General features: G+C 68.3%; 4 protein-coding genes. All 4 read right to left on the bottom strand.

Annotation, left to right across the window (positions count from 1 at the left end; genetic code table 11):
- Window positions 1-132 precede the first annotated feature (132 nt).
- The 4 genes from D7Y15_RS27500 to treS are packed head-to-tail and all read right to left on the bottom strand — an operon-like array spanning window position 133 to window position 6,322.
- Window positions 133-1,098: an aldo/keto reductase gene (locus D7Y15_RS27500; RefSeq protein ID WP_121754432.1), complete on the bottom strand. Its 966-nt coding sequence runs from the start codon at window positions 1,096-1,098 to the stop codon at window positions 133-135.
- A gap of 32 nt (window positions 1,099-1,130) precedes the next feature.
- Window positions 1,131-3,335 carry a 1,4-alpha-glucan branching protein GlgB gene (gene glgB / locus D7Y15_RS27495; protein ID WP_121754431.1) on the bottom strand — a complete coding sequence of 735 codons (2,205 nt, stop codon included), beginning with the start codon at window positions 3,333-3,335 and terminating at the stop codon, window positions 1,131-1,133.
- Complete coding sequence (locus tag D7Y15_RS27490) at window positions 3,332-4,666, bottom strand: phosphotransferase (RefSeq protein ID WP_121754430.1); 1,335 nt, start codon at window positions 4,664-4,666, stop codon at window positions 3,332-3,334. The genes glgB and D7Y15_RS27490 overlap by 4 nt, the downstream gene beginning before the upstream one ends.
- Before the next feature lie 6 nt (window positions 4,667-4,672).
- Window positions 4,673-6,322, bottom strand: coding sequence for a maltose alpha-D-glucosyltransferase (gene treS, locus D7Y15_RS27485; protein ID WP_120576230.1), 1,650 nt, complete (start codon window positions 6,320-6,322; stop codon window positions 4,673-4,675).
- Between the last annotated feature and the right edge of the window lie 15 nt (window positions 6,323-6,337).

Here is a 6,337-nt window from a genome sequence, read left to right as displayed (position 1 = left end):
CGGGAGGACTTCTACGCTGCTGCCGTCCACCTCCTGGCGCAGTTGGGCCGCCCAGGAGGCTTCCGACGTCTCATCTCCTCTGCCCGCACTCGTTGGGTAGGCAAAGATTTACCCCGGATGGCTTAGACGGCGCTACTTCGAAGACGCGCTGTCCAGCTCGCGCAGGTCGTCCGCTTCCAGCTTCAGGGAGAAGGCCCCGAGCAGCTCCTTCACCTGCGGCACGGACGTGGCGCTGGCGATGGGCGCCTCCACCGTGGGCCGCGTCGAAAGCCACGCGAGCGCCACCTGCGACGGCGTGGCACCCCGGCGCTCCGCCACCTTCTTCAGCGCGGCGACGACGCCCCAGCCCTGCGCGTTGCCGTACTTCTTGAGCACGTTGCCCGCGCGCGGTGACGCCGGTGCAGGCTGTCCCTCCTGGTACTTGCCGGTGAGGAAGCCCGCGGCGAGCCCGAAGTAGGGCGCCACGGCCAGGCCTTCCTTCTCACTCACCTGCTGGAGCGCGCCCTCGAACTTCGGACGCTCGACCAGGTTGTACTCCGGTTGGATGACCTGGTAGCGCGCGAGCCCCAGCTTCTTCTGCGTGTCCAGGGCCTCCTGCGCGCGCTCCGCGGTGTGGTTGCTCAGGCCCAGCGCCTTCACCTTGCCCGCCTTCACCAGCGCGTCGAAGGCGCGGAGCGTCTCCTCGAAGGGCGTGTTCGGGTCGTCGTAGTGCGCGTAGTACAGGTCGATGCGTTCCACGCCCAGGCGGCGCAGGGACGCGTCCACGCTCTTCTCGATGTGCTCGCGCGTGAGGCCCTTGCCCAGCGCCGTCTCCGCGCCGACCTTCGTGGCCACCACCAGGCGGTCCTTCGCCTTGCGCGAGGCGATCCACTTGCCCAGCACCGTCTCCGACTCGCCGCCCACGTGGCCGGGGATCCACCGCGAGTACACGTCCGCGGTGTCCACGAAGTTGCCGCCGCCCTCCACGAACGCGTCGAGCACGGCGAACGAGGTCGCCTCGTCCGCCGTCCAGCCGAAGACGTTCCCGCCCAGACACAGCGGGAACACCTCCAGGCCCGACGTTCCCAGCTTCCGCTTCGCCGCTGCTCCTGCCGCCATGCCCCAAATCCTTCCGGTGAGGCCGGGGCGTGCTACCCCGGCGTGAACCACACCACCGACAGCGGGGGCAGGGTGAGCGTCGCGGACGCGGGCTGGCCGTCCCAACCCGTGGGCTCCGTGTGCACCTGGCCCCGGTTGCCCATGCCGCTGCCGCCGTACTCCCCGGCGTCGGTGTTGACCAGCTCCACATAACGGCCGTGGAGTGGGAAGCCCACGCGATAATCCTCGCGAGGCACCGGCGACATGTTGGCCACGCACACCACGTGACGGCCGGGCGTGCGCGAGCGGCGCACGAAGGCCAGCACGTTCGCCGCGGACGCGTCCGGCTGCAGCCACTGGAAGCCCACGGGCTCGCTGTCCGAGTCGTACAGCGCGGGCAGGTCGCGGTAGATGCGATTCAGGTCGCCCACCAGGTTCTGGATGCCCTTGTGGCCCGGGTCATTGAGCAGGTGCCAGTCCAGGCTCTTGTCGTGGTTCCACTCCGCCGGCTGGCCGAACTCGCCGCCCATGAAGAGCAGCTTCTTGCCCGGGTGGGCCCACATCCACGCGAACAGCGCGCGCAGGTTCGCGCGCTTCTGCCACGCGTCGCCCGGCATGCGCCCGTAGAGGCTGCCCTTGCCGTGGACCACCTCGTCGTGGCTCAGCGGCAGCATGAAGTGCTCGCTGAACGCGTACAGCAGGCCGAAGGTGAGCTGGTTGTGGTGGAACTGCCGGTAGACGGCGTCCTTGGAGAAGTACGACAGCGTGTCGTGCATCCAGCCCATGTTCCACTTGAAGTGGAAGCCCAGGCCGCCCTCGCTGACGGGCTGGGACACCTTGGGCCACGCGGTGGACTCCTCCGCGATGACGACCACGCCCGGGTGCTTGCGGCGGATGGTGTCGTTGAGTTCGCGCAGGAACTGGATGGCTTCTTCGTTCTCGCGGCCGCCCCAGCGGTTGGGGACCCACTCGCCGTGCTTCCGGCTGTAGTCCAGGTAGAGCATGGAGGCCACCGCGTCCACGCGCAGCCCGTCGATGTGGTACTCCTCCAGCCAGAACAGCGCGTTGGCGATGAGGAAGTTGCGCACCTCGTTGCGGCCGAAGTTGAAGACGAGCGTGCCCCAGTCCGGCTGCGAACCCTGGCGTGGATCCGAGTGCTCGTAGAGGGACGTGCCGTCGAACTGGCCCAGCGCATGACTGTCGCGCGGGAAGTGGCCCGGCACCCAGTCCACGATGACGCCGATGCCCTCCTGGTGCAGGTAGTCCACCAGGTAGCGGAAGTCGTCCGGGTGGCCGAAGCGCGAGGTGGGCGCGTAGTAGCCACCGACCTGGTAGCCCCAGGAGCCGCCGTAGGGGTGCTCGGACACGGGCAGCAGCTCCACGTGCGTGAAGCCCAGCTCCTTCGCGTAGCGAGACAGCTCCGGCGCCAGCTCGCGGTACGTCATGGGCCGGTCGCCGTCCTCCACCACGCGGCGCCAGCTGCCCAGGTGGACCTCGTACACGCTCCATGGGTGCTGGGCCGCGTCCACGTGCTTCTCGCGCGCCTCCAGCCACGCGCTGTCGCCCCAGGCGTAGCGCTGCAGGTCGTGCACCACGGACGCGGTGGCGGGCGGCGTCTCCGTGCGGAAGGCGAAGGGGTCCGCCTTGAGCAGCGGGCCGCCGCCGTGGCCGGGCCGGATTTCGAACTTGTAGCGGGTGCCCTCGCCGACCTCCGGGACGAACAGCTCCCAGATGCCGGAGGACCCCATGCGCCGCATGGCGTGCAGGCGGCCGTCCCAGCCGTTGAAGTCACCCACCACGGACACGCCCCGGGCGGTGGGGGCCCAGACGGCGAACGACGTGCCCTTCACACCGTTGTGGTGGATGAGGTGCGCGCCCATGCGCTCCCAGAGCCGCTCGTGGCGGCCCTCGCCGGCGAAGTACAGGTCCATCTCCCCAATGGTGGGCAGGAAGCTGTACGGGTCGCGCAGCGTGAAGACCTTCTTGCCCGGGTACTCCACCTCCAGCAGGTACCCGAAGGGCTCCGTGCGGCCGTTGATGCGCGCCTCGAAGACGCCGCCGGTGCGGTGCTGCATGGGCACCTTGCCCCCGAACTCCGGCAGGACGTGGACGGCCACGGCCTCCGGGCGGTAGGCGCGCACCACGACCGCGTCGCCGTCCGGGTGGACGCCCAACATGGAGTGGGGCTCCGGGTGGCGCAGCTCCACCACGCGTTGCAGCTCCGCGTCCACCTGTGCTCTGTCCGCAGGCTTCCTCACTGGGCATCCTCCATCCGCAACAGGGCCTCGACGGGGATGCGCACCCAGTCCGGCCGGTTGGCGAGTTCGTAGCGCACTTCGTACAACAGCTTCTCCAGTTCGAAGGCGCGCAACATCACGTTGAAGGCTTCATCGTTGTCGGGCAGGAAGGGGGCGCCGCGCGTCGCCTGGCGGTAGCCCTCCAGGAACGCGTCGCGGGTGGGGCCCACGCGCCCGCGCGGCTGGCCGCCCTCCAGCGACACGGTGGCCTCCGCGTAGTCGAACGAGCGGATCATCCCCGCCACGTCGCGCAGCGCGCTGTACTTCTCACGGCGCGCGGTGAAGGAGCGGGACGGCTCGCCCTCGAAGTCGAAGAACAGCCACTGGCCCTCCGAGCGCAGCACCTGGCCCAGGTGCAGGTCGCCGTGGATGCGGATCTTCTGGCCGGAGGGCGCCACCTGCGCCAGCCGCTTCGCGTACGCGATGAGGCCGTCGCGTTTGTTCTCCAGGTCCGCGTGCAGCCGGCCGGCGTCCGCCAGCGTCACGCCCAGCTCGCCCACGATGGACGCGCTCCAGCGCTGCAGGTCCTCCTGGAGCAGCGGCTCCGGGGAGAACGCCAGGTCCTCCGGCTCCGCGGAGGCGAACGCCTTGTGCAGCTCTCCCAACCGCGCGCCCAGGTCTCGCATGTCCCCGAGGAAGCGCTCGCTTAGCGCCTTTTCCTGGCGCAGCCGCTCCAGCGTGTACTTCCAGCCGTCCACGGCGTCAGGCACGAAGCGGTGCGCCAGCGCGAGCGTCGCGCCCGCGGGGCCCTCCAGGTTCAGCGCGCCCACCAGTTGCGGCGTCGCGCGGAAGGACGTCTTCGTCGCGAGGAAGCGGCCCACCTCGTATTCGGGGTTCACGCCGGCCTCCAGCTTGCGGATGACCTTGACGATGACCCGCTCGCCCAGCACCAGCGAGGTGTTGCTCTGCTCCACGTTGAGCCGGCGCACGGAGAGCGGATCCGGCAGCGCCACGCCGCTGTCCGTGGAGGCGATCCATTCACCCACCACGCGGCCGGAGCCGGACACCACCTGCCGGCCCTCGCGCGCGAGGTTGAAGACGGCGCGCACGCAGTCGTCATCCTCCAGCGCGCTCACCAGTCCGTCGGCCGTGTGCCGGACCTGGAGCTGGTAGCGCTCCGGATTTCCCAACTCGTAGACGACTTCGATGATGGCCAGGGTGAAGGAGCACGTGCCCAGGTCCATGTTCACGTGGTCCGCCACGCTGACACTTTTGATGGGCCACGCCTTGCCGGCGAACCAACGTTGGGCCTTGAGGAAGTCTGGCAGCTTGGTCAGGTCCAGGGGGGTCACGCGGGGTTACTCCTTCGCCTGCAGCGGCTTGTCCAACCGGAACCACAGGAACATGTAAGGCCCCATCGACAGCTGATAGGGCAGGTCGCTGATGCGGGGGAATGGCGTCTCTCCAATCAACTCCACGGGGATGCTGCCTTCGAACTCGCGCAGGTCCAGCACGCCCGGCTGCGCGAAGCGCGACAGGTTGCACACGACGAGCACCGTCTGGCCCTCCCACTCCCGCACGAAGGCCAGCACCTTGCGGTTCTCCGTGGTGAGGAAGCGCAAGGTGCCCATGGCGAACACGGGGTAGCGCTGGCGGATGCCAATCATCCGCTTCACCCACTGGAGCAGGCTGGACTTCTGCCGCTCCTGGGCCTCCACGTTGATGGACTGGTAGCCGTAGACGGGATCCGCGATGACGGGCGCGAAGAGGCGCGCGTAGTCCGCGCGGCTGAAGCCCGCGTTGCGGTCGCCGGTCCACTGCATGGGCGTGCGCACGCCGTTGCGGTCGCCCAGGTAGATGTTGTCGCCCATGCCAATTTCGTCCCCGTAGTAGAGGACCGGCGTGCCGGGCAGGGTGAAGAGCAGGCTGTGCATCAATTCAATGCGGCGCCGGCCGTTGTCCATCAGCGGCGCCAACCTGCGGCGGATGCCCAGGTTGATGCGCATGCGCGGGTCGGTGGCGTACTCCCGGTACATGTAGTCCCGGTCCTCGTCCGTCACCATCTCCAGCGTCAGCTCATCGTGGTTGCGCAGGAAGATGGCCCACTGGCAGGTGTCCGGGATGTCCGGCGTCTGCTGCATGATTTCGACGATGGGCGTGCGGTCCTCGCGGCGCACCGCCATGAAGAGGCGGGGCATCACCGGGAAGTGGAAGCCCATGTGGAACTCGTCGCCCTCGCCAAAGTACACGCGCACGTCGGCGGGCCACTGGTTCGCCTCCGCGAGCAGCACCTTGTTCTGGTACTCGGAGTCGATGGTCTTGCGCAGCTTCTTCAAGAACGCGTGCGTCTCCGGGAGGTTCTCGCAGTTGGTGCCCTCGCGCTCGAAGAGGTAGGGCACTGCGTCGCAGCGGAACCCGTCCACGCCCATGTTGAGCCAGAAGCGCATGACGTCCAGCATGGCTTCCTGCACTTCGGGGTTGTCGTAGTTCAGGTCCGGCTGGTGGCTGAAGAAGCGGTGCCAGAAGTACTGCTTGGCCACCGGATCCCACGTCCAGTTGGAGCGCTCCGTGTCGGTGAAGATGATGCGCGCGCCCTTGTAGGCCTCGTCCGTGTCGCTCCAGACGTACCAGTTGCGCTTGGGGCTCTGGGGGTCCCTGCGCGCCTCCTGGAACCAGGGGTGCTGGTCGCTGGTGTGGTTCACCACCAGCTCGATGATGATGCGCAGCCCGCGCTTGTGGGCCTCTTCCACCAGCCGCTGGAAGTCCGCCAGCGTGCCGTAGTCCGGGTGGATGCCGTAGTAGTCCGCGATGTCGTAGCCGTCGTCGCGCAGCGGGGACGGGTAGTGCGGCAGGAGCCACAGGCAGTCCACGCCCAGGTCCTGGAGATACGGCAGCTTTTCAATCAGGCCCGGGATGTCCCCGTGGCCGTCCCCGTTCGAGTCATGGAATGCGCGGATGTGCAGCTCGTAGATGAGCGCTTTTTTGTACCAAAGCGGATCCAGGTCCATACGCCTCTCGGAGGG

Source organism: Corallococcus sp. AB030, assembly GCF_003668965.1.
Lineage (GTDB): Bacteria > Myxococcota > Myxococcia > Myxococcales > Myxococcaceae > Corallococcus > Corallococcus exiguus.
Note: the sequence above shows the minus strand (reverse complement) of the source record. Positions and strands in the feature narration are given on the sequence as shown.

Bases quoted from the DNA above. Each gene is read 5' to 3' on its own strand.
- treS (WP_120576230.1), bottom strand. From the start codon at position 6,322: ATGGACCTGGATCCGCTTTGGTACAAAAAAGCGCTCATCTACGAGCTG.
- D7Y15_RS27500 (WP_121754432.1), bottom strand. From the start codon at position 1,098: ATGGCGGCAGGAGCAGCGGCGAAGCGGAAGCTGGGAACGTCGGGCCTG.